Source organism: Chryseobacterium sp. YIM B08800 (assembly GCF_026163565.1).
Lineage (GTDB): Bacteria > Bacteroidota > Bacteroidia > Flavobacteriales > Weeksellaceae > Chryseobacterium.
In genome coordinates this window covers 125142-148206 of sequence record NZ_JAPDKN010000007.1, presented here as the reverse complement: position 1 = coordinate 148206, position 23065 = coordinate 125142, and the positions used below count along the sequence as shown (strand labels likewise).

Here is a 23065-nt window from a genome sequence, read left to right as displayed (position 1 = left end):
CCGTGTTGCAATCCTGATAGATTGAATTTCTGACTTCTATCTGTCGAAAATGATATCACGAAAGCTGACATTCCTGAAGGCAGGAATGCAGGATTTCCAGAGTTATAGAATGCTATCGGATTTGCATTTAGTCCCGCCCTCAATCTGATGCAAATGAAAAATATTTCTGTTTCAGTGCTTTTATAATGGTAGTTCTTGGCAGTAGACTTCCATCTTTGGCTTTGTTTACTATACCGTTTCTCTAATTGATTGTGGTTTACTTTGTTTTAGAAGATTGAAGAGTTTTTTGAAATGGTAGTGTCTGAATAGTATAATGTTAAAAATCTATTCTACTCAAGATATTTCCTTTCACCCGAAAGGGGCAAGTTATGTTTTGAGTGCCTCATAACTTTTTTCGTGCCTCAAAACAACTTGCCCTGGCTGGGGCTTTAAAAACCACTCCGAAGTCGTGATTTTCTTAACATTAAATTAGAGAATATGGAAACAAATAGAAACAATAAAGGAGGGCGTAAGCCTAAGCTGAACCCAAGTAAAAACAGGTATGTATTTCGATTGACAGATGAAGAAAATGTTGGTTTTCTAAAATTATTTGAAGCTTCAGGAATGAGCAACAAAGCAAAATTTATTACAACAATTTTGCTTCAGAGAGAATTAAAAATTATAAAAGTGGATGTTTCAACGATGGATTATCATACTCAACTCACTAAATTCTTTTACCAGTTTCAGTCTATTGGAAACAATTATAATCAGATTGTAAAAATTTTATATCGAAATTTTACTGAGAAAAAAGCTTCTCTGTATCTCTTTAAACTGGAAAATCATACTAAAAAACTAGCTGTAATCTGTAAACAGGTGATAGAACTCACGAAAGAATTTGAGCAAAACCATATTCAAAAAACTTCTGATAAATGATCGCAAAAATTGGAAAAGGTGAAAATCTTTGGGGTGCGCTTACCTACAATCAGCAAAAAGTAGACAACGAAAATGGAAAGGTTTTATTCACTAATAAGATTCCCGATTTGTGGGATCGACCTTATTCGGTTAAATTTTTTCATCAGTATTTTGAACCTTACTTGATTGCCAATAACAAAACTGAAAAACCGGTAAGACATATTTCCCTTAATCCTGACCCTAACGATAAGGTTGATAACAAAGATTATAGAGAAATGGCTCAGCAATACATGCAGGAAATGGGTTATGGCAAACAACCCTATGTCGTTTTTAAACATACAGATATTGATAGAACTCACATCCATATCGTCACCACCTGTGTACAGATCGATGGGAAGAAAATATCAGATCGCTATGACCACCCGCGATCAATGGAAGCCTGCAGAAAACTGGAAAAACAATATAACCTGAAAGTCGCTGGTGAGAACAGAAATTTAAATCAAAGCTCTATTTTTAAACCTGTAGATTATACTAAGGGAAATATCAAAACACAATTATCATCCGTAATAAGGCATATCCCTAAAACCTATGGCTTTCAAAGTATGGGTGCTTATAAGGCTTTACTCTCTCAATTTAATATTTCCTGTGAAGAGGTTAGCGGAGAACTGCATGGAAAGATGAGAAAGGGAATCGTCTATTTTTCTACGGATAAAAATGGAAAAAAAGTAAGCAATCCTTTTAAATCATCCCTTTTTGGTAAGCATGCAGGAGTAGAAAATATTCAGGTGCTCATTGAGAAATCTAAAGTGAAAATAAAAAATGATCCTTCAAAACATATTCTTAAAAGAACGGTAGAAACTGCCCTCAGCACGAGTAAATCGGAAGCTTCTTTTAAGTCTCAACTATTGGAGCAGGGAATTGCTACAGTTATTAAAAAAAATAATCAGGGAAGAATATATGGAATTACATTCATAGACCATAACTCCAAATTAGTCTGGAATGGCTCGCAGCTAAGTAAAGAACTATCTGCCAACTCATTCAATACACTGTGGAATGAGTTAGAAATAAAGCGTGACAAAAAATCTGATCATAATGATCACTCTAATTTATCTCAGGAAATCTCCACAGAGCAATTTCTTACGGATAGCATCAGCGGACTTTTTGACGGATTCTTTTCTAGCTTACTGTCGTCAGATACAAATACGGATCAGGAGGAACAAATTTTTGCATATCAGATGAAAAAGCGCCAAAGAAAAAGAAGATAAAAATAACCTTCTATTGCATAAGCTGTCTTATTAATATACTAAGAGAGCCAAAGCCAGACAATTTATACTTGCAACAACGCATTTATACTTGAGAATACGCAATCCTGTATTTATGCTTCTAAAATGTAATATGCAGGGTGAAGACGATTTGAGAGGACTTGCCAAAATCATGGCGTTTATGCGAGCGGTAAGCATTATTCTAGTACTAATGCACCTCTATTGGTTTTGTTACGGATTTTTTGTAAAGCAACAATGGACACTGGAACTCATCAATAAAATACTTCATAATTTTAATAAGACAGCAGGCCTTTTTTCGCAACCTATTTATTCTAAGCTGTTCGCAATAGTTTTACTGGCTTTGAGTTGCCTCGGAACAAAGGGAGTAAAAAATGAAAAGATCACTTGGAAAAAAATTAATATTGTTTTTTCTATCGGTTTTGTCTTATTCTTTTTAAACGCAATCCTTTTACAATATGCCAGCAGTTTTAGTCCTGTACTTTATATTCTATCTACTGGATCCGGATACATTCTTCTAATGCAGGCGGGAGTATGGACAAGCCGCCTTCTGAAACATAACTTAATGACGGATGTTTTTAACAGTGAGAATGAAAGTTTTCAGCAGGAAACTAAATTACTTTATAATGAATACTCAGTTAATCTTCCCACAAAATTCTATTATCAGGGAAACTGGCATCAGGGATGGATTAATGTAGTCAATCCGTTTCGTGCGACCATTGTCTTAGGAACACCTGGCTCAGGAAAATCCTTTGCCGTGGTAAATAACTATATCAGACAGCATATTGAAAAAGGATTTGCTATGTACATCTACGATTTTAAATTCGATGATTTATCAACCATTGCGTACAATCATCTTTTAAATCATTCCAATGCTTATGCAGTAAAGCCGAAATTCTATATCATCAATTTTGACAATCCCAGAAAAAGCCATCGATGTAATCCCCTAAATCCTAATTTTATGACGGATATTTCAGATGCATATGAAGCTGCTTACACTATTATGCTGAATCTGAATAGAAGTTGGATTCAGAAACAGGGTGATTTCTTTGTCGAAAGTCCCATTATATTGTTAGCGGCAATCATATGGTTTCTTAAAATTTATGAAAACGGTAAATACTGTACTTTTCCACACGCTATTGAACTGCTAAACAAAAAATATGAGGAGGTATTTACGATATTAACATCGTATTCTGAATTAGAGAACTACCTCTCTCCTTTTATGGATGCATGGCAAGGAGGTGCACAGGATCAGTTGCAGGGGCAAATCGCATCGGCTAAGATTCCTTTGTCTAGAATGATCTCACCACAATTGTACTGGGTAATGACCGGCGACGATTTTTCTTTAGATATCAATAATCCCAATGAACCTAAAATATTGTGCGTCGGAAATAACCCTGATCGTCAGAACATCTATTCTGCTGCTCTGGGACTATACAATTCAAGAATTGTTAAGTTAATCAATAAAAAAGGACAGTTAAAAAGTTCTGTTATTATTGACGAGCTTCCCACTATTTATTTCAGAGGTTTGGATAATTTAATTGCTACTGCCAGAAGTAACAAAGTTTCTGTATGTCTTGGGTTTCAGGATTTTTCCCAGCTGACAAGAGATTATGGAGACAAGGAAAGTAAAGTGATTCAGAATACGGTCGGCAATATTTTCAGCGGCCAGGTGGTTGGGGAAACAGCAAAAGCCTTATCCGAACGCTTTGGAAAAGTGCTTCAAAAAAGACAAAGTATATCGATCAATAGGAATGATACCTCTACCTCCTTCTCTACCCAATTGGATAGTTTAATTCCAGCTTCGAAGATTTCTACCCTGACTCAGGGATTTTTTGTCGGTGCAGTATCTGATAACTTTGACGAAAGAATTCAGCAGAAGATTTTTCATTCGGAGATTGTTGTGGATAGTGTTAAGCTTTCTCAAGAAATGCAAAACAATCAGGAGATACCGCTGATTCGATCCTTTATTGATCAGGAGGGCAATGATTCGATGACCAAACAGATCCAAGATAATTACAAAGAAATTAAGACTGATGTTCTTAGCATCATCACGAATGAGATGGATCGAATAAAGAATGATCCTGATCTGCAGTATTTAATCAAAAATGATTAAAATAGAAACCTCAAATACAGTACGATTTGAGGTTTAATTTGATCTTCTGTTATTCAGCTTCACGAGTCATAAAATGCTGGTTGAGATTGTCACCAACCAATTGAAGGAATTTGGTAGGTCCCTGCTTTCTGGTGCGGATTTCAAAGACCGTTTTATGGAAATTGCCAAGATCGCAATCCAATGACTTTTCTACAAATTTTATGACTTCACTTAATTCTATATTCCCCCCATTAAAACAACGCATTTGGTAAAGGGCATAGATCAGTTCTATAAGACCGACCTTTGATCCCGACCAGCTCAAAGGAGAAAGTAGTTTTGATGCTGTATCTTCATTAGAACCTTCAATCTGCCTTTTTACATACTGATCAAATTGCTGATTGGAAATAAATCTGGCGATCATATGATCGTGTGATGTTGTAAAATTGGGATCATAGTTATAAAAACCTGATGAAAGCTTCATTTTCAAATCATAGGAATTACGGACAAATATTTTATGGTCGAGATAAGTCGCCTCACGTTTATAATAGCTGTAGAATTCGGAATGTTCTAAATAGAAGTTTTTTAACTTCTCCTGCTCTGCCTCATAATATTTTTTTAATGTCTTATTTCCTGCAGCAGGCCTATGGGCCTCAATATCCAGTACCGAAGAGTAATAAATAAATTTTGAAATAAACTGTGGTTTTAGCTTTTTAAAAAAAAGTACTTCTTCGGCAATATGATCAAAATGATGGTTGGAAACCATGAGTTTTAATTTCCTTATAGACTCGTCAATGATAAGTAAGGCCTTTTCAGAAATTTTGATCATATCATTTCCATCTGCGTAGACTTCGTTAATCTTTTCATCCAGCTCTTCCAATAACTGTGAAGTTCTTTTAAAAATAGTTTTTGTTACCATGTCCTTTTTTCAGGAATTTACAAAAATTCGATAAAGCAAGACTTAATCAACTAATACCCAGCTCCTTTTTTCGATTTCTTATATAGTCTGTTGGCCGGATACCGTTGATATCGAAAAACAAATTTGAAAAGTTTTGCCGTGCAGCGATACCGCATTCTTCAGCCAAAGCTTCGATGGTATAATTTAGATATTTTGTATTGGTGTTGAGTAAATTGGTAATATAATTGATTCGCAGTTCAGCCATATATTTATTAAAATTCATTCCTTTTTGCTCATTGATATAAACAGACAGATAATGGGCATTAGTTCCTAACTTTAAGGCAATGCTATTCTGTGTAATTCCTTTTTTTCTGAACTGGTCTTCCTGCTCAAACTTCTGAAGCTTTTCTTTAATCTCTGTGGTCATTTCTGGAGTAAGAGAGGTTTTTCTTATTGAAAATTCTGTCAGGTCTTCCTTTATGATATCTTTGATATTATAAGTTCCATCCGCCATTCTCTTTTGTAGCAGATTATATTGTTTTTTAATTTTTTGATCTTTTCTGTGTCGCACAACAAAAAATACAAGGAGCAGACTTCCTGAAATAATCAAGATCTGAGCGATTACAATTTTTTTACCGCTTGACTTCTCTATCTCTTCTTTTGCATCAATGAGCTTTCGCCTATCAAAATCTTTATGAAGTTTTGAAGATAAATAAGGAAAATCTTTGCTGATTAAACTGTCAGACTTTAAAAGCTGATTGGTATAGTACAGCTGTTTATTGACATCCTTATTCTTATATTGATCAATAAGATAATGATAACTCTTATATACCTCAGGTAATATAAAATCATGCCTATTGAAAATAGAATCTATCTTTTCATAGCATCTCACTGCACTTTCGATATTATTCTGCGCTTCATAAGTTCTACCCATATAAAAATAGACTACAGAAGCCCAGGAGAAATCGTTTCTGTTGAGGATAGTGGGTAAGGATTTTTGTAAATAAGTATGAGCACCTGCATAGTCTTTTTTGTGATATCTGGAAATTCCTATGCATTTGAGGAAATAACTTTTTTCTAAAGCAAAATCACTATCATCGGCAGTTAAACGGTAGCCCAACATACTTAAACTGTCGCTCTTGGAAAAATTATTGAGATATCTGTTGAGTACGGTCAATTGATGTAAGCAGTTCAGATATGCCTTCTCGTAGTTGAACTTTTCATTTTCATGATGGTTCTCATTTAACCTTAACCTGTAAAACGCAGCGCAGTCCAGAAAATGATTCATTGCTTCATCATAGTAGCCCAAATGACTTTTTACAATTCCTAAATGATAGAGGACTTTGTACCTATGGTACTGATCTTTTGAACCTTTTGAATATTTATATGCATTAAGGTACTCATTTAAAGCTAACTTATATTTCTTTTGATAAAAATAATAGATGATTCCCTTGCTTAAATACTCTTTACTGATATCATCTTGACTCCCATGCTGCAAGCTAGTAGCAAGTGCACTGTCAGCATACTTCATTTTGTTTTGATAGTCAAACTGTCTTCCATCTCTATACCCTTGAATCAACTTTGAAAAATTACTCTCATTTTTTGCTTTTTCAATGTACAGTTTTACATAGGACATTGCATGAATGTCATCTATTACCATTTTTTCATATGGTTTTCTAATCTCACTGAAAGTTTTTTCCTTTTCCTGTTGTGAAAATAAAAATTGTGAAAATGCAGAAAATAAGACGATAAAGTAATAAAACTTTTTCATATGCTGATATTTAGAACCTCACCATATCAAAAATAATCATTTATGTTTTAAATAAATCAAAATTAAAGGAATTGAACACCCGCAAAAACAAAACAAACATAATATATTTAAAATCAAATACTTAAGTCTCAATTCTAAATGTTCCAATTTTAAAATTGATACGTGTTAATTTTAAAATAGAGCCACAGAACAGTTTTTTTTACCTCATAAGCCGGATAATTTTGACATCAGAATTCTAATATAATCCGGCCGGGATAACCAAATTAAAATAATCAACATGAAAAAGTTTATCCCATTTTTGAGCATAATGATCGCAGCAGTTTTTATGCAAAACTGTAGCCATCGAGATGAAGATATGATCCCCAGTAACAAACTGATTAAAAATTCAGAACGTTCAGCAGACGTTTTTTCAATGAAACAGGATTCTGCAAAATCTACTGATTTGATTGAAAATCCTAACCCTAAAGATCCTCCGGTGAGAGACGGCGATAATTGGCGGCTTACGAAGGATTAAAAACCAGATATAAAACTATGATTCCTCATACCTCCATATCAGTTGTTACAGGCTTACCATGTCCAAAGAGTGGCATCTGGGAAAGTATGGGGAATTTCAAAACTACCATAACTCTTTTCAAAGGGGAACCAATGCCTGAATATTGCGGGTGGAAAATCAAATGGAGATTGGTTCAGGTCTGTTAAACCTAATAATAACATGCCATGAAAAACATCAAAACTATTTTTATCAAAACTGTTGCCTGCTTTTTTATTCTATTGTTTGTTTATGCAAGTGTGAGTAAATTACTAGATTTTGAAAATTTTCAAGTGCAGATTGCTCAGTCTCCATTACTAAGTGCATATGCAGGTGTTATTTCTTATGCTGTTATTATCTCAGAATTAATTATTGTATTGTTATTAATTTTTCCAAACAGTAGATTAACCGGATTATACTTATCCACTGCCCTAATGTCAGCATTTACAGTCTATATATTTCTCATTTTAAATTACAGTGACTTTGTCCCTTGCTCATGTGGAGGAATCTTGGAAAAAATGGGATGGACTGAACATCTGATTTTTAATATTCTTTGTGTAATTATGGGAGGTTTAGCAGTCCTCATCACCGAAAGTGCAAATCGCAAGACGATCCGTAAAACAGCATTCATCTTAGTAATTTACAATATTTTGAGTTGTATTCTTGTCATTATTTTGTTTTTTAAGTCAGAACACATTATAAAACAGGAAAACAATTTTACTAGAAGGTTTCTAATGCATCCTATTTTAAAAATAAAAAGTATGGATCTGGAGAATCATTCGTTTTATTTTGCTGGTGCTAAAAATGAGGAGCTTTATTTAGCTAACCGAAGCCTCCCTCAAAATATATTAGCAGTTGATTCACTTTTAAAGAAAATTGTAAATACCAAGATTGATCTGGGACTCAGCAAATATCCATTTAAAAAAATTGAGATTAAAGTTAAAGATCACAATTATTATATCTACGATGGAAATGTACCCATCATATTCAAAGGTAAATTAGGTGATACACAAAACAAAGTAATCAGTTTTAATGATGCATTTTTTAGCCAGCTTGAAATTATTGACAGTAATAAAATTGCCATTCGCACCCTATCATCTCAAACCAAGAACTTAATACTGGGAACCATTTTAATCAATAACAATGGTAAAAATCAGGTGACATTACATCCCGATTTACTTGAAAAGCAAATGGATGGTGTTTTCGATTCTGACGGTTATCTTTCAGCCGATCCTATAACACCGACTGTCAGCTATATCTACAGTTATAGAAACCAGTTTCTTGTAATGAATCATTCAATGCAGCTTATTCACAGATGGAGAACTATTGATACGACTAAAATCGCACAGATTAAAGTAACTCCGCTCTCCAATGGAAAGTCTAAAATGTCTAAACCTGCATTAAAAGTCAATGGACATGCGATCGTATACAGAGGTCTGATATTTAACCCTGCTCAATTAAGAGGGAGACATGAATCTTTAGGCAGGTGGAAAGAAAGCAAAGTTATCGACATCTATAATACCGAATCTCAGGAATATATTGGCAGTATGTACATCGACAATATTAAAAATAACAGCATGTCAGATTTTAGAGTCACCGATGAGCATTTGTACGCAATTGTTGGAAATCAGCTGGTACAATATAAACTTACCCAGCCCCTGAAAAAACATTTTAAAAACGGGGAAGCCGAAAACCGTTTTTCAGAGTAGGCAGCAAATCAAATATTTTTTTATTATGAAAAAAATTCTTTTTCCTGTCATCCTGGTAGCACTGGGAACAGGGTCAGCTTTTGCCACCATGTTGGCAAAGAAGAGTACACGAGCTTTAGAGCCAGCTTACAGAATTGTTAGCTTGGGTGGTGGTCAGTTCCAATGTGAGGATGCTGATCAGGAATGTAGCAATATCGTTTCCGGTGATGTCTGTGAATGGGCATTGGATACTAGCGTTGAACTGCATAGAATTGGTTCAGACACGATGTGTGGAACACCGCTTTATAAAATTCCTTAGTGCTTTATTAATTACAAAGGTAGGGGCGCTATTCAGCGTCCCTTTTCATTTCTTTATCAATCCATCCTATATCTTTCCTACCTTTCAGGTGATAGTCCCACCACTCCATGATTTTACTATTAAGATCCTTGATGTCTTCGGAATCTTTCTTGAATGTGTGTTCCTGATCTGCATACATCAGTGCCACCACCTTTTTTCTGTTTCTTAATAATCCCATATAAAAACTCAAGGTTTGCGTTGGTGGAATATTCGTATCTTTCTTACCTGCCCACAGCAATACCGGTGAATTGACTTTCTCCATAAAATTGATGGGATTATTTCTATAATACAGATCCTTGTCTTCAGAAAAAGGAACTCCCATTGAAAACTGTCCGGTTTCAAATCTTGAATAGTCTGCTATTTTAAACAGTTCATTAAATGAAAAGTAAGTATTCATAATGTCGCTAAGCCCCGCCCCCGAGACATAGGTTGTGAACCTTGCTGAATGGGTAGCGATAAAGTTGGTCTCATAACCACCGAATGAATGCCCTGTCAAACCAATACGTCTGAAGTCAATATTTACATTTCCTTGAATAGCATCCAGTCCGGAATGAACACAATCGAGTGCCGAAATTCCCGGACCTCTGCTATCTGAAACAATATCGGGCTGAAAAACCATATAACCGTTCTCAAGCAGAAGGCGGATATTGAATCCACTAGCTCCCCAGGCAGGATACAGATATTTATTGAACTCATCATGCTGAATACTGTATACCTGTACCACCAAAGGATATTTTTTTGTCTTGTCAAATGTAATGGGATAATATAGAACTCCTTTCAGATACTTACCTTCACTGTTGGTATATGAAATAACATCCTGATTGAGTTCTATAGCTTCCTTATCATGAAGGTTAGTTGTATAAAGTACCTTCTTTTGACCTGATGACTTGCTTTTGCTGTACATTTGTGGTGATAGGTTGTAGTTTTCTTCGATCGCATAGATCAGATCTTGTTGATCTTTATTCAAAAACATTTTAATCCTGTTGCTACTGTAAGGCAGTATTTCTTTGATTGTACCTTTATAATAAGAATAATATCCCGAATCATTATGGTCTTCTCTTGTGATATGCAACATCAACGGTTGAGACACTTCAATAGTTCGTTGTGTTATCTTAAAAGATTCCATCTGATGAATCATTTTTCCACTGTATTCATGAAAGCTGACTTTGCTGTTCTCTTGTTTGAATACTGTTTTTAACACACCTGTTTCAAGATGATAGTTGATCAGTTGGTCTTCTCCTGTAAAGAGCAAGCTGCTATCAGGCATAAAGATCGGATAGCTTAGTGTTGTATTATAATTGATAATTTTCGTCTGCTCTAACAGATGATCGTATACCATCCATTGATTTTTATACATCAGAAATCCAATGGTGTAACGCGCCTCCTTTCCTATCACCATTTCTGAAGCATTCTCAAAAACAAGCTCAGATTTGTTTTCCAAAAGGTCATATCGATATATGTTCAGGCTTCTGAATCCCCGGTAATCATTATCTTCCCTAAGATTATAGGTCCAAAAATAACGTGGATTGTCTGTCGTTATAAAAACCTGCATTGCTTTATGAGGAATTGAACGAACTTGATTGTTTTTAACATTCCATACGATATATTGATGCTCAGTCCATTCTTGGTCCTTATTACGAAGATACTTGTCTCCGCCATACCAAATTTCAAGTTGTTGTACTTTTTCAGGAGCTCTCCTTGCAACAATATCAATTAAAAAAGTTTCAGAACGGCCTGCTTCAGTTACTTTAACGCTTTGATCTTCTCCGAGACTGATCTGGCTGTTATAAAACAACTTACAGTCTGATATTCTTAATATTGCTATTCTAATCTTTCCGTTGGTATCTGCTTTTTCTTTTAAGACAATAAATCTGTCTGCTTCCAAAAGATCCATCGCAACAATTTTATTTACAGTAGAATAAAGCACTTTCATGGCACTGCCATTCCATTTCAATATTTTATGAGATCCTCCACTTTCAACAAGACTAAAAACCTGTCCCTGCTCTGAAATAGTATAGTTCAATGTTCCGGCCTCATTGTAAAGCTCTTTTCCTTGGGAATTATAAATTTTTAGGGTTTTATCAGTACCCAATATTACATATTGCTTCAGGGTGACATTGCATCGCTGTACACGACTATAAATTTTTCTTTTTTTTGTCTTCAAATCAATGAATTCAGCCCTTCGTGGCCCTGAAGCAAAAACAGTATGATTATTCAGAAAACTAATGTTGCTCTTTTTCAAAATGGTATCGGATGGGCTTACTCCTGATTGACGATCAAACACAATAACTGAATCAGAACTATTCGCGTACATTTTGGTCAGCAAAACGAAACGCTGATCAGCGGATACTTTCATCTGACCGATCATCGTTGAGAAGCGGGACATCCACTGGTCCAATTCACTAATCTTTTTCTGCGCTTTATAGCAACTCATATAAAACAGCAGAATAATAAAACAACATACTCTCATTAATACCCTAAATTTTGAGGATTCAGATTGGCATTGAGCAGCAGTTCCTGTTGTGGAAGTGGCCATACTTTATGTTTATCTTTCCAGTTGGGTTTAGTCTGCTGCAATTCATTAAGCTTCCCAGCTCTTTTCAAATCAAGAAACCGATGTCCCATTTCTGTAAAAAATTCTCTTCTGTTTTCATTTAGGATTTCTTCGAGAAGCTGCTGTTGTGTAACAGAACTGCCAAGCAATGGCTGTCCTGCCCTTTGTTTGATTGGGTTAATAAACGGTATGGCCTCTGACATTTTATTTTGCTGTGTCAGAGCCTCTGCCAAAAGCAAATAGGCTTCTTCCAGTCTGAAGACGATAGAATTTTCTGTTGAGTTGGCAGACCTTGCTTTGTATTTTTCCGCTCTATACCAGGTGTTCCCTCCTACTGTAACCATTCCCATCCAATTTTGCTTTCTAAGATCTCCAATCTGAAATGAGCTGATTAAAGATGCGGAAAGTGCCATAGAGGTGGGAGCAACATTAACAAAATAATAAATAGTTGCTTCCCTTACCGCATCCCCATTGTTCTTAGGTCTGAGCTGCCAGATAATATGGTTTCCGTTTTTAAGAAAGACTTTCGTGATATCATTTTGAAACTGATAGAGCGGACTCTGAACAACTGTTTTCAACGTAGCTTCTGCCTCTATCCATTTCAGCTGCTGCATCTGAACTTTACCCAGAAGAAGCTGCGCTGCTTTTTTATTGATATAGATGCGTTCATTATTCCGGTACGTATCAGAAAGCAGTTCAATAGCTTCCTTCACATCAGATTCAATTCTCATCAGTACTTCCGCAGAAGATGTTTTTGAAATGCTCTGATTGATCATATAATTGGTTGTCACAGGATACGGAATATCCCCGTAAACCTGTTGAACGTAGAAAAAGAGTAAAGAACGGATGACCAGAGTCTCCCCTTTTATCCTTGCTTTATCAGCTTCCGGAATATGATTCGCTTCTTTAAGCCCTTCAATTATGGAATTGCTGACATATATTTTCTGATACGCAGCATTCCAGAACGAACTTACAAACTGATTGGAATCAATCTGTGTATTATTGGATAGTTCAGGCAGCCCATTCGTTGCACTGACTGCATAATAGGTCAGGTCATCAGTATAGAGACCAAGAAGCCTTCCGCTTTGATCACCCGTAACAGGTGATGATTCCCACAATCCGGCATACAATCCTGATAATACTGCATTGGCAGTCTGAGTATCACTGAAGACGGTTTCTGACAACATTTGGTTGTCGGGCAATTCCACTTCAAGAATTTTTTCACACGATACAGCAGTACTCATCAGATAAATGAGTACCGCCATTATTATACTATTGAATATTGATTTCATTGTTTTTGTATTGAATTAAATAATATGACGATCTTTGGTTTCCGTTAAGGATTCATCACAGCGTAAGCTGAATACCAAATGAAAACGTTTTCAAAGGAGGCAGGAATCCAAAAGAGGTCATCTCGGGATCAATTCCAAAGAACTTCGTTAAGGTCAAGAGGTTCTGCCCCTGAAAATAAAGCTTTACTTCCCTGAAAAGACCTGAGTCCAAAGAGAGATTATAGGTAAGCTGCACATTTTTAAGCCTTATAAATGAAGCGTCAGAAACACTGGCATCACTATTTTGAAAAAGGCTGTGGGAAGAATTAGACGTGGAGCGGTATGGCATATAAAGTCCGTTGGGATTCGAAGGCGACCATACATTCAATGCCTCCACCGGGAGATTCGCCATAATGCCGGGTGAAGACATTGCTGAGTTATAGTTTCTGCTCTGTTGCTTTACAAACTGCAACAAAAAAGAAAAGTTCCAGTTTCGGTAGCGTAATTCATTGCTTAGTCCTCCGTAAAACTGCTGTCCAAGATTTCTGATCACTTGCCTGTCATCCGGTGATGCGATCTTTCCGTCGCCATTGAAATCGGTAAAATCATAGACCAAAGTATTAGGGTTTACCCCCTGAAGCTCATAGAGTTTAACAATGTTTACAGACTCTCCGATAACATAGGTATTGGCATAGGATGAACCTTCAAGTCCCGGAAAGGAAATCAGCTTGTTTCGGGGAATAGTTATATTAAATGAACTTCTCCATGAAAAATTCCCATTACTGATAACTTCTCCGCTTGCCTCAAATTCAAATCCTGTATTCTGAATAACGGCATCCAGATTAGCCAATACACTGCTGAATCCCGTTACTGAGGAAAGCTGATAGCCCACCAGTTGATTTCCTGAGCGGTTTCGGTAATACGCAGCACTTAGGTTAAGCCTGTTGTTGAACAATCCTAGTTCAAGAGCAGCTTCTGTTTTGATGGTTCTTTCCCAGCTGAAATCAGGATTATAGAGTTTTGTTGGAGCCAATCCGGTACTGCCGTTATAGATGAGGTTAGCAGTGGCAAAGGTATCGAGGTATTGGTAATCCCCGATATTATCACTTCCGGATGAACCATAACTCCCTCTCAGCTTTCCAAAACTGAGCCATGAGATGTTCTTCATAAAATCTTCTTCCGAAAACAACCATGCTGCCCCAACAGCACCGAACATTGCATATTTATTATTGGGACCAAATCGGCTGCTGCCGTCTCTTCTTCCAGTAAGATTGAAAATATATTTTTTATCGTACTGATAGTTGATTCTGCCGAAAAAAGCACCGTACCGGTATTCAGTACTGATCTGATCAAGGATTACTTTATTGATCGCAGCACCTATATTATAGATAAATGCATTACTTTCAAAACCTGATCCCTGAATTTCACCTCGGTCTGAAACATCTCTCTGATAGGTTCCTCCCGCCAAGATATCAAATTTATGGTTACCTGTTTTGTACATCCAGCTTATCTGCGGCTCTATCACCATAGACAGTCTGTTCTGATTGGATTTAGAGGACATGGAATTGAGAGGTGTTGCTCCAGCAGAAGGACTATACGCTGTACTCGGACGAAGTGACCATTCTTCAAAAGTCTGATAGGTTAAACCTCCGTTGAGTTTGAGCTTAAAATTTTCAAAAGCTTCATACTCCATACTGATGTTGTTAAGGAATTGCAGATTGCTATTGGAATAGGAATTCTCAAAGGCAGCTGCAGGGTTCGTGAAGGTGTTGTTTTCCCAGTTAAGGTTACCTTCCGAATCATAAAGAGCGGGTGCATTGGGAGCCAGAATATACGACTGCCTTGTCGCATCAGAGCTAATTAGGTTATTATCTGTTGCTGTAAAAATATTGGATGAGTTAAAACTGAATTTTCTATTAGCAGACCTGTGGCTGATATTTCCTGAAATGGTATTGGTTCTGTACCTGAAATCCCTGCCAAACACAGTAGTTTGTTCATTATGACCAAGACTGAGCAGGAAATTAGTATTTTCACTTCCTCCACTGAGTGACAGCTGGGTATTGGACAAAGCGGCATAATGACCAATCAGTTCCTTTCTCCAATCGGTATAACGGTTGGAATCCCAGGTTCCGTTGATGTCATAGGCATTAGCAGGATAGACTGAGATATTGCTGTTGGCAAATGCCTGCTTTCTCATATCGAGATACTGAGCAGTATTCATCATTTTGAGGTTTGAAATGGCATGGCTCAGACCATATGAAGAGTTCAGGGTCAGTTTTAAATTTCCCTTTTTGCCTTTTTTGGTAGTTACCAATACCACTCCATTAGCGCCCCGTGAGCCATAGATGGCAGTAGCGTCCGCATCTTTCAGAATCTCGAAACTTTCAATATCGTTAGGATTTATACTATTCAGCGGATTTATATCTGCATTGGGAAGGATACTTCCGGCATATGAGGAACTGATTCCCGTACCCACCGGAACACCATCAATAATATAAAGCGGCTGATTGCCATCAATGACAGAATTGCTTCGGGTCCGAAGACTATTTCTGCCCCTGATCTGAATATCAAATCCACCTCCGGGAGTTCCTGAATTCTGGGTGATACTGACTCCTGCCATTCTTCCCTGTGCTGTAGACAGTACGTTGGTGACAGGTTGATTTTCTATATCTTTTGCTGAAACTTTGGCAATACTACCGGTTCTTTCTTTGTCTTTTACCTTGTAGTAGCCAGCGTTGAGAATAACTTCTTCGATTCCCTTTACTTTTTGTTCTAAGCTGATATTAACGACTTTCTGATTAGTGAGTGCAAATTTTTCTTCTGCATAATCAGGGTGTCTGAACAATAGGATGGTATTTTCTGCTGAAACCTGTAAAGTATAGATTCCGTTGTTCCCGGTTATGGTTACCTGATCATTGCCTTCTTGGGAGATTACGACTCCTGATAGAGGTTTGCCTGATGAGGTGATGGTACCCGAAATGGTGCGTGTCTGGGCAGTTGTAGGAATGCTTACAGCGGTCAACATGAGCCCAAAGAAAATACCTCCTATATTGTAATAGGAATTTTTCATAGATTTGTAAAGGTTTTTAATTTTTAAAGATTAATTACTGAACTACGCTCTTTCCCGTTGGTCTGCAAACTCTATGGGAAGGGGCTTTTTTCTTTCTTCTGATTTTAAGTTGAGTAGTTTTTTGATTCATTTTTAGATAAAGACTTTCCTGATGCCCTTCAGTATGAAAAAGGACTGGTGAGGTTCTAAAAGCAGTGACAGCAAGGCACCGGAAAGAATTTAATATGAATGAAATCTGTGTTCCCGTGTAAGCTTTTTAAAGCCGCAATAGGTTGTACATTCCTATTGTATCGTGTAGTCTGATACTATGTTTAGGAAGCGGGCTTAGATTTTTTATGTAGAGATAAAGCGAACTGCATTGGAAAAAAACGGCATGGGACTCAACATTATCAGCTTAGGGGTACTGGTATACCTTGGAACAGATAAGAGAGCCCACGCCTAGGTCGTGAGCTTAATACTTATCCTCTCGTTCCGTAAATTACCAGTTTTCTAAGCGAGATTCTAAGCAATAGCTTCTATTATTCGTTGAAGTATCGCAAAGTTACATTTATTGTAACTTATTTTACAAATATAGCAATTTTATTTATACCATGGTAATATATTACCATGGATTTTTAAATCAAAAATCCAAAATTGCTCATAAATACATTATTTATGGATAGCAAAGAAGTCTTAAGATTATTTATGCTTGAGTTTTCAGAAAATTTGAAGAAGATTCGAGCTACAAAATATAACTCAATGGATGAGGTTGCACAGAATTCAAATTTCGATTCAAGCAATTACAATAAATTTGAAAATGGTAAGGGCAATCCAACTATAGAAACGATGTTGAAAATGTCATCAGCTTTTGGTATTAGTCCCAAGGAACTTTTTGACTTTGATTTCGATATTAAGAAATATAAGATTGAAGAATAAAAAAGAATCCTAACTAAGAAGTTAGGATTCTTTTTTATTACTAATTTCTTCATAGTAACGATCAGAACATTGTTGCAGACCTTCTTATGTTTCTTTATAATAGTTCTTTCTCTTAATATTATTCTTTTCAGGTTGCTATATTTTTCAGAAGTTCTATAATTTCTTATATGTAATACAACCATAGTCAATGTACAAATAATAGTGTACATCTTTAATGCTTTTGTCTTGTTAGTTTTTTGTTAATGTAGTTATAGTAAAACAAAAAATTCACCTATGAAATTTTGTATATTTGAATTAAAACAAACTTTAAAACCATGATTAATACTTTAGAATATCAAAAATCCCTGAATAGAGAGCTAGATATTATAAAAAATAGGGTCAGAAATTTGATTGGAGACGCACACTGGGGTGAAGACGGAAGATACAAAGAGGAAAAGCTAAAGTCATTGTTAAAAACAAAACTGCCTAACAATTTATCTGTAGCCACAGGCTTTATATCGCAACAAATTACACCAACCGAAAATATTTTATCAAAACAAATAGATATAATTATTTACGATAATAATCATTCTACTTTATTTGAAGAAGGTGGCTTTGTAATTGTTACACCAAATTCTGTAAAAGCAATAATTGAAGTAAAATCAAACATATCATCTAGTCGTACAGATAAAAATGGCTTAAGTAAAATTGTGGAAAATTTCAATTTTATAAATCGTTTTCCAACATTATGTCGCACAGATGAAAATAGGATTTTTAGAGGCTTAATTTCATTTGATTATAGAGGAAAGATAAACTCTAATATCATAGCTGATTCAGTAAGGCTATCTCGAGGAATTATTAATCATTTTTCACTAGGAGGAAATATTTTTATAAGACATTGGATTGACGGTTCTGAACTAGACCCTCCTACAAATGCTGACTGTAATTCAAATTTTTATAATTTATACGAACTCGAGGAATTATCTCATTCTTACTTCATTTCTAATCTTATTCACATGACAACATCAGTGGATTTATCAGATAGATATTTTATGGATTTTCCCATTGAGGGATCTAAAGAAACTAAAAGAAATAGAACGATTTGTTTATAACAATTAAGATACTTTCAAATGTCAGAAATGAAATTTTTAGTTACAGATAAATTTGGAAATTATCCTGACAACACAACAAACACAATCCTTTTAAGTTGGGATGATTGGAATGATTTTTCATATTATACATTATTTGGTGTAAGTTACGTTGACTATAAAGGGGAAAAATGTACAATTGGAGCGGTTAGAATTGCTTATGTTGGACAAAAAACAGGCATACTTGAAAAAAAGATTAAGATTGAAGACAGTTTTCAAGCACTTGAAAATGTTTATTTTTCTTTAGGAACTGAAGACTCTTACTACGAAACCTTAAATGAATTACCTGAAGAAATCAAGTATTTCGTTTTAAATGGCTTGCATGATATTGCATTCAATAGTGATAAATTAGCTTTAGCTCTAAAGGAAGAAATAACAGCAATTTCTCTTATGAGAGATATTTCATATTCAACTATAGTGAATCAATTTAAAAGAATTGCTAATGGTGGAGCTAGATTAAGCAATTACAGTTTTAGTTATTCATTCCGGGATAGTCACACTTCTAATATAGACTTCAATATAGTTGCAGAACAAAATCCTCCATCAAATATCCAGATAATCATAGGCAGCAATGGAGTAGGAAAATCCTACCTACTAAACAATATGCTTAATAGCGTATTACAACCCGATATCAATCTTAATGACGGAAAGTTCATTTTTAATACTCAATATGAAAGTGATAAATTTTCTAATGCTATTTGTATAACTTTTAGTGCTTTTGATAATTACGAGTTTCATAATAAGCTTGAAAATAATGATATAAAATATCACTTCATTGGTTTACAAAAAATGGAAATTGAAAGACAGCTATCCATCAATGATTTTGCCGATGACTTTATTTCTAGTATTGGTTTAATTCTTAGCTCTCAAAAATTTCATAGGTGGAAAAGTATCGTTGAAGAGTTGGAAAGTGATCCTATTTTTAAAAATGAAAATCTAACAGAATTTATTGAAAAAGAATATAGTGCACATAATCCAAGTAAATTACATTTAAAATTTACAAAACTAAGTTCGGGGCATAAAATAATCTTGCTTACCATCACAAAACTAGTAGAGTTATTGCAGGAGAAAAGTCTAATATTTTTCGATGAACCAGAAATCCATTTACATCCACCACTTCTATCATCATTTATTAGAGCATTGTCTAAATTATTAATAAATAGAAATGCTGTCTGTATTATGACTACTCATTCTCCCATTGTATTACAAGAGGTTCCGAGTTCTTGTGTTTACAAACTTTCAAGAATGGGAGATTATTCTAAGTTTGAGAGGCCTAAGCTGGAAACTTTTGGCGAAAATATTGGAGTATTAACCAATGAAGTTTTTGGATTAGAAGTTACTGAATCTGGCTTCTATAAAATATTAAAAGAATTAGTAAAAGATAATCATAGCTACGAAAAAGCACTAAAAGAAATTGATGAAAAATTAGGTATAGAAGGTAGATCAATTTTACGAAGTTTATTTTTTGATAAAGATAGGTAGATGAAAAATATAGCACAACCAGCAGAAACAGTTGACAATATTTTAGATGTTTTCATAAGTGACAATGTAAACAAATCAACGAAGGATCAGATTGATACAAATAGATTAACTTTAACACTTTTGGAAAATGAGTACATTACAAAAGTACAAGACAATAGCCTTTTTGAAATTCCTAGAGGGGTTCCTCCAAGTTTAACATTAACAAAAGAATCTTTAGTATATTACTATGAGTATCGAATGTTAACTAGAGAAAATGCTAGAGCTTTTTATGATAGACTAATCCTTTCTGCACCTTTTAATATTTGCCCATATTGTACTGTTAAAATAGTTAAAACTATTGATCATTATTTGCCCAAAAGTGAATACCCATATCTTTCTGTTACACCATTGAATTTAGTTCCATCTTGTAGAGACTGTAATACTGAAAAGAAGATTAGTTATCCTATCAATGAGGAAACGCAGACTTTTCATCCCTACTTTGACATTGTGGATACAGACCCTTGGATAGTTGCTGAACTAATAAGCGGAGAACCACTAAGTTTTAGTTACAAGGTTGCCAGGTTAGCACATTGGGATGATAATAAATTTAATCGTTCAATAAATCATTTTAATGCTTATAACATTGATGAACTATTCGCTAATGAAGCCAACAGAGAACTAAGAACAAGACAACTAAATTTAAAAAATCTTTTACAAAGAAGCAGGGACGAATTGAGGCATCATCTTGAGGAAACATATTTAGGTTGCTTAAATAGTGTTGGTGTGCTTGATTGGCAGACTATAATGTACAAAAGTTTGAAGGATAATGATCAATTTTTAGATGGTTGTGTTGGCAATAGTTATTTTAGTTAAGTTACTAAATTTAGATTTTCGTTATTTTCACTATGGTTATTTATTCCTTATATTTGGATTAGTTGCAAAGCTAAAAACAATTGCAAATAAACTATAAACTAATGATTAGCCAAGAAGACTTATACAAATATTTATTAAATGAAAATTGGAAGGAAATTCTAGATTTTTTATATAGTGAAAGAGAAAATATAAAGAATGACACTCTTTTAACTTTTGCGTCTAATACTTTCGTTTCTGAATTCCTTCAAAAAGTTGAAAAATATAGCATTAATCAGAATGACATTTTAGAACATCTGATTACTTTAAATATCCTGCACCATGGCCGATTTTATATTCTTACTAATGATCAACATACAAAACTTACCGTAGAGATTGCAAAGAGAAAACCAATAGAAGAAGCATATAATTATGCAAAAAATTACCCCGAAGATGATTTTTGCAAACAAATCATATCTGATTTCAATTTGTTACAGATGAAAAAAGGAGTGTCTCATGAAAAAAATAAAGAAAAAAAAGTAAGTTTATCTATTGAGATATATAATCGGCTGTTTGAATTAATTAACAATCAAGCCGATACTTCTACTTACTTTTCTGGTCCACGATTCATAAATACAGTAAGATTTTTTTCTCCCTATTTCCCAACATATCCCCAATACATTGAAAAGAGAAACGAAGAAGGTAAGAGCACAAGTAGAAAGATTTTTTATTATGATATTCTCAAAGATCTGGACGAAAATATTAGTCTTCAAGTTATTAGGAGGATTCTAGAAATTACAAAACCTTTTGAAAATCATAAAGTTGAGTATATTGAACATCTTTTAAACGGGCAACCATTGCAAAAAGTGAAGAATAGTGAACAGATAGAAGATAATGTTTCGGCAGGACCTGTAGTTTTTATTTCTTATTCGTGGGATAATGAAGAGCACAAAGATTGGGTACTTAAATTAGCGAACAGATTATCGGACGATGGGGTTGAAGTAATATTAGATCGCTTTTATCTCAGACCAGGTGCAAACTTGCAATATTTTGTGGAAAACAATCTAGGGCGAGCCCATAGAGTAATAATAATTTTTACACCAAACTACAAGTTAAAGGCGGATAAACGAACAGGTGGTGTTGGATATGAATATTCAATTATGAATGTGGAGTTATATAATAATATGACTAAAAATGAAAAGTTTATTCCTCTATTAAGAAAAGGAAATATGTCAGAGAGCATACCTACTTTTATGCAACAGTTTATTCATATTGATGTAACTAAGGATGAAAATGTGGAAAATAGCTATAATGATTTAATTAGAGAAATATATAACGAACCTGAAATTAAACTACCTAAGATTGGAAAGAAACCCAATCTTTAACTCTAATATCACAACACTAGCATATGTTTCAGATAAAGGAAATTGAAAAAATCGAAAAAAATATTAGGAAGACATTAATTTCAATTGAAAGTGAGCATTTCAATATCATGATGGGTGATAATCATGGTGGTTTCGATGAGGATTATCCTGGCTGGACGAAATCCTGGATTGAAATGAGATTAAAAGATTTATATATTCTTATTCAATCATATTTAGAAATTCGACAAATGCCACTTTTGTTACAGAGTTTTAAATATGAATTAACTAAACAATTTGAAAAAAACATACATGAGTCCGAATTAACTAACCCTGAAGGTGAGAATGAATTAGTGCTAACTCAGCTTTTTAGAAGGTATTTGGAGCCATTCGCATTTTTCGATTATTCAAAAATAAAAGTAGACGAAAATCTTAAGTTGTATTCTATATTACAAAACACAGGATTTATAATAAAAAACTTAAACAAACCAATAAAGAACGAAAGCGACATATATAAGCAAGTTAAATGGATTTTAGGACTTTATTATCCTAGTTGTAGACTAAGAAACAAAGCCTCATTTGTACAACAGTTTAAAACATACAATCCAGACATATTAATCCCTGAGCTGAAAACTGCAATAGAATACAAATATATTGATGCTGCGAATGATAATATTGATGAATTTATGGACCAAATAAAAATTGATGCAACAAATTATGTCAACGATTCTAGGTTCGAAAATTTTTATGCTGTTATCTATATTGAAGATATATCTATAGCAACACCTGAAAGCATTGATATTGCGTGGAAAAGTAAACAGTTTCCAAATAATTGGAACTTAGTTTTAAGCGGACATACAATTAAAAATAAAAAATAAATAAAAGAAAATCCTTACGTTGTCAGGATTTGATTAATGGCGTTGACAAAAAAATATCTAAAAAATACAATC

At 34.6% G+C, this 23065-nt stretch carries 17 protein-coding genes; 12 read left to right on the top strand and 5 right to left on the bottom strand.

Annotated elements, in window-relative coordinates; genetic code table 11:
* Positions 1–477 precede the first annotated feature (477 nt).
* From mobA to mobC, 3 genes are all read left to right on the top strand, one after another.
* Positions 478–912, top strand: coding sequence for a conjugal transfer protein MobA (gene mobA, locus OEW74_RS04160; protein ID WP_265427300.1), 435 nt, complete (start codon positions 478–480; stop codon positions 910–912).
* Positions 909–2156 carry a conjugal transfer protein MobB gene (mobB, locus tag OEW74_RS04155; RefSeq protein WP_265427299.1) on the top strand — a complete coding sequence of 416 codons (1248 nt, stop codon included), beginning with the start codon at positions 909–911 and terminating at the stop codon, positions 2154–2156. The genes mobA and mobB overlap by 4 nt, the downstream gene beginning before the upstream one ends.
* A gap of 130 nt (positions 2157–2286) precedes the next feature.
* Positions 2287–4287 (top strand): conjugal transfer protein MobC, encoded by a 2001-nt coding sequence (gene mobC, locus OEW74_RS04150; protein ID WP_265427382.1) that lies wholly within the window; start codon positions 2287–2289, stop codon positions 4285–4287.
* A 49-nt stretch (positions 4288–4336) separates the two neighbouring features.
* On the opposite strand, the gene OEW74_RS04145 is transcribed toward mobC, so the two are convergent.
* Positions 4337–5182 (bottom strand): RteC domain-containing protein, encoded by an 846-nt coding sequence (locus OEW74_RS04145; protein WP_265427298.1) that lies wholly within the window; start codon positions 5180–5182, stop codon positions 4337–4339.
* A gap of 46 nt (positions 5183–5228) precedes the next feature.
* The gene (locus OEW74_RS04140; protein WP_265427297.1) at positions 5229–6932 is read right to left on the bottom strand and encodes a helix-turn-helix domain-containing protein; all 1704 of its coding nucleotides are present in this window, start codon (positions 6930–6932) and stop codon (positions 5229–5231) included.
* A gap of 277 nt (positions 6933–7209) precedes the next feature.
* Between OEW74_RS04140 and OEW74_RS04135 the strand changes: the two genes are divergently transcribed.
* The 3 genes from OEW74_RS04135 to OEW74_RS04125 all read left to right on the top strand — a co-directional run bounded on the left by OEW74_RS04135 (position 7210) and on the right by OEW74_RS04125 (position 9468).
* A complete protein-coding gene (locus OEW74_RS04135) occupies positions 7210–7446 on the top strand; it encodes a hypothetical protein (protein WP_265427296.1) in 237 nt (78 codons plus the stop codon).
* Positions 7447–7649: 203 nt separating this feature from the next.
* Positions 7650–9170 (top strand): DoxX family protein, encoded by a 1521-nt coding sequence (locus OEW74_RS04130; RefSeq protein WP_265427295.1) that lies wholly within the window; start codon positions 7650–7652, stop codon positions 9168–9170.
* A gap of 91 nt (positions 9171–9261) precedes the next feature.
* Complete coding sequence (locus OEW74_RS04125; protein WP_265427294.1) at positions 9262–9468, top strand: hypothetical protein; 207 nt, start codon at positions 9262–9264, stop codon at positions 9466–9468.
* A gap of 28 nt (positions 9469–9496) precedes the next feature.
* On the opposite strand, the gene OEW74_RS04120 is transcribed toward OEW74_RS04125, so the two are convergent.
* The 3 genes from OEW74_RS04120 to OEW74_RS04110 form a co-directional block, all read right to left on the bottom strand.
* On the bottom strand, positions 9497–11749 hold the full coding sequence (locus tag OEW74_RS04120) for an alpha/beta hydrolase family protein (RefSeq protein ID WP_265427293.1): 2253 nt from the start codon (positions 11747–11749) through the stop codon (positions 9497–9499).
* Between the two features lie 227 nt (positions 11750–11976).
* Positions 11977–13353: a RagB/SusD family nutrient uptake outer membrane protein gene (locus OEW74_RS04115; RefSeq protein WP_265427292.1), complete on the bottom strand. Its 1377-nt coding sequence runs from the start codon at positions 13351–13353 to the stop codon at positions 11977–11979.
* A gap of 55 nt (positions 13354–13408) precedes the next feature.
* Positions 13409–16402, bottom strand: a complete 2994-nt coding sequence (locus OEW74_RS04110; RefSeq protein ID WP_265427291.1) for a SusC/RagA family TonB-linked outer membrane protein — start codon at positions 16400–16402, stop codon at positions 13409–13411.
* Between the two features lie 654 nt (positions 16403–17056).
* On the opposite strand from OEW74_RS04110, the gene OEW74_RS04105 reads away from it, so the two are divergent.
* The 6 genes from OEW74_RS04105 (at position 17057) to OEW74_RS04080 (ending at position 22993) form a co-directional block, all read left to right on the top strand.
* Positions 17057–17317, top strand: a complete 261-nt coding sequence (locus tag OEW74_RS04105) for a helix-turn-helix domain-containing protein (protein WP_265427290.1) — start codon at positions 17057–17059, stop codon at positions 17315–17317.
* Positions 17318–17631: 314 nt separating this feature from the next.
* Entirely contained in the window at positions 17632–18408 is a 777-nt protein-coding gene (locus OEW74_RS04100; protein WP_265427289.1) for a DUF6602 domain-containing protein, read from the top strand.
* 27 nt (positions 18409–18435) lie between these two features.
* A complete protein-coding gene (locus OEW74_RS04095) occupies positions 18436–19926 on the top strand; it encodes an AAA family ATPase (protein ID WP_265427288.1) in 1491 nt (496 codons plus the stop codon).
* Positions 19927–20778, top strand: coding sequence for an HNH endonuclease (locus tag OEW74_RS04090; protein ID WP_265427287.1), 852 nt, complete (start codon positions 19927–19929; stop codon positions 20776–20778).
* A 101-nt stretch (positions 20779–20879) separates the two neighbouring features.
* Positions 20880–22139, top strand: a complete 1260-nt coding sequence (locus OEW74_RS04085; protein WP_265427286.1) for a toll/interleukin-1 receptor domain-containing protein — start codon at positions 20880–20882, stop codon at positions 22137–22139.
* Positions 22140–22162: 23 nt separating this feature from the next.
* Entirely contained in the window at positions 22163–22993 is an 831-nt protein-coding gene (locus OEW74_RS04080; RefSeq protein ID WP_265427285.1) for a hypothetical protein, read from the top strand.
* Positions 22994–23065 lie beyond the last annotated feature (72 nt).